This window comes from Micromonospora sp. B11E3 (assembly GCF_039871625.1).
Taxonomy (GTDB): Bacteria; Actinomycetota; Actinomycetes; order Mycobacteriales; family Micromonosporaceae; genus Micromonospora.
Genome location: NZ_JBDPMC010000181.1, coordinates 1 through 2,370, shown reverse-complemented (window position 1 = coordinate 2,370; position 2,370 = coordinate 1). Strand labels below are relative to the sequence as shown.

Annotated in this window: 2 protein-coding genes; one reads left to right on the top strand and one right to left on the bottom strand. The window is 65.0% G+C overall.

The window, feature by feature from the left end:
* Positions 1-56: 56 nt before the first annotated feature.
* On the bottom strand, positions 57-1,007 hold the full coding sequence (locus ABGB16_RS33495; protein ID WP_347672060.1) for a hypothetical protein: 951 nt from the start codon (positions 1,005-1,007) through the stop codon (positions 57-59).
* Between the two features lie 742 nt (positions 1,008-1,749).
* Between ABGB16_RS33495 and ABGB16_RS33490 the strand changes: the two genes are divergently transcribed.
* Positions 1,750-2,241, top strand: coding sequence for a hypothetical protein (locus tag ABGB16_RS33490; protein ID WP_347672059.1), 492 nt, complete (start codon positions 1,750-1,752; stop codon positions 2,239-2,241).
* Positions 2,242-2,370 lie beyond the last annotated feature (129 nt).

The window sequence follows — 2,370 nt, the reverse complement described above, 5'->3', positions numbered from 1 at the left end:
GTTGATCATGCTCGCAGCTCTTCACTTGTGACCATCCGAACTAGACACTCAGATGATCACTGACGGGCTGCGAGCCCTTCACTCTCGGGTCGGCTCAGCCACAAACCCCGCTCAAGTTCGAAGAGCCTCAATGCGTCGCTGCTCGGATAGGTGGGCGACAACGAATTGCGCTTGACATCGAGGCGCTGGCCACCCCGCATCGGCTTGCCGCAGTACTCGGGGTTGCAACTCGGCGTGCTGACCAAGCCGGTCAGAGCCGGACCGGAGGCGACCTTCATCTTCTCCGTGCCGCCGATCATCTGACGGATCACGGCCCGACCCCCGTGCCGAGCCGTCGCCTGGGTGATCCGGGCGTCCACCGTGGCCGGGGGCGCATTCTCCAGCCGCTTGCGTTCCGCGGCGCTGGCCTTCGCCGCCTGCTGCTCACCAGCGTGCTGATAGACCACCACCACGTTCTGCTGGACATCGGCTACTGCCTCGGCGACGCGGTGCTTGCCCCCGTGGGTGTTGAGCTGGGCGTCGATTTCCCCAGCTACCTTGTTCAACTCCTTCAGCGAGTACTTGGCGCTCACCACCTTGATGTGCCTGACGTCCCGCACGTCGCGGACAGCCTGAGCAATGACGGTGGGGTTGGTCGCGTGAATGACCAGCAGCCCACCGCCAGCCTGATCGATTTCTGCACCTGCGAAGGTGTCCGGGTAACGGGTGGCCAGCTCCTTGTCGAGAACGGCATTCATCCGCTGCAGATCGAGTCGGCGCAGTGCCTCGGACTCCGATACCCCGTACGCCGCTCGCAGGTAGGCGATCGACCCCTTCACCTGTGCGGCGGCAAGCGGGGGAGGTGTGTCCACCGCGAGCGCCGGCTCCGCTACCGCCAGAGCGCCACCCAGTGCGGTCAGCGACAAGGCGCCAACCACAGCGAGTAGTCTCTTTGTTGTCCTCATCATGGCCTCCATCCAGATCTGGACAATTCGGCCGTCCCGACGTTGCAGCGTCGGGGCGGCCACCTCACTCGGCCAGCTCAGCTGTCCGCCCCGCCTCGAAGGTCCCGATGCGGTGGCAGCAGCATGCGACGAAGATCGCCCAGAGTGCCGACCCGCTCACGATGTTCTTGGGTGCTCCTCTGCCGCTTGGCGGTGTTGGAGGCACCGATCGATAAAGTTGCCAAGGCGATTGGGTGGCGCCGCAAGATCCCTCGACCGAGAGGCCCTTGAGCCTTGCCCATCCATGGTCGGCGATGCCATGATCGGCCGGCGCCTCTCCCGCCTGAAGACCACTTCCTCCGACTCGCCCTCGCTCACCTGCGCCAACTCCTCGCCGGCATAGGTTGCCTCACCGGTCCGCCTCGCTGCAGATTCGTTGAAGCGCGGCACCCCAATCGACGCAGATTGCCTCGTTGCCGCCACCAGACTGGTCGGCCTCCCCGGCCGGCAGCACCCGATCGACTACCACCTCGTAGGACGGTGGCTCCACCCAGCCTCGACTACGGGGCCCTGTACCTGCCTCCGTGGACGGCACACCTCCCGCATCCGCGAACGCCAGCGGATCCTCACCGAGGGTCCTGAACGACCCGAAGAACATCGCTAGATTTAAGGCCCGTGAACCACAGCCCGACGACGGCGGCTCCCCCTCGGAGATACCCATGAACGAGCCCACCCCCGCGCTTCCCGGCTTGGCGATCAATTGACGACGAACGACGGTGACCCGGTCCCCCCGTCGCGGCGCAACCGGCTTGTCGTCCGAGTTCTCGTGGCCGCCGCGCTGCTGACGCTGGCGGCAATGGCAGTCCAAACGACGCGCTGGTGGGGTTGCAACTCCACTCCGGACGACCAAGCTGCCGCGGTAACGGCATACCAGAAGGATCCGGCATTCTCGCTGACCCCGCCGAACGGTCGGCTGCTCAAGGAGACATCCAACACGCGCGCCTGTGACCACCGGCCGGGTTCTCGGGAGCGGGAAGAGGCGGCAGGACCGGAGTTTGCGACCGTATGGCGTGAGTACAACGTGGATCGCTCATACGCGTTGGGCGAACTGATCGCCCTCGTCGGGCCGGACATCGAGGCGGCTGGCTGGCGATTCGTGATCCACCAGGGTGATGCTGGTGGCGCCTTCCTGCGGTACTGCAAGACGATCAACAGGATGACAGCGTGGCTGGAGATACGCAGCATGGCCGACGGCGCACCCGACCATGCCGCCACCTTCACAGTCCTCATCGACGGGCGCCCGGACAACGCAGACTAGTGCCAACGCCGCTCGGTTAAGGTCCGGCGGGTGTTTCGCAATGGTTTGTGATGATGTCGATCGCGATGGTGGCTTTGTAGCTATGCCGGTCTACGTTGGGTCCGCGGGCTTGGTACTTGGAGTTTGAGC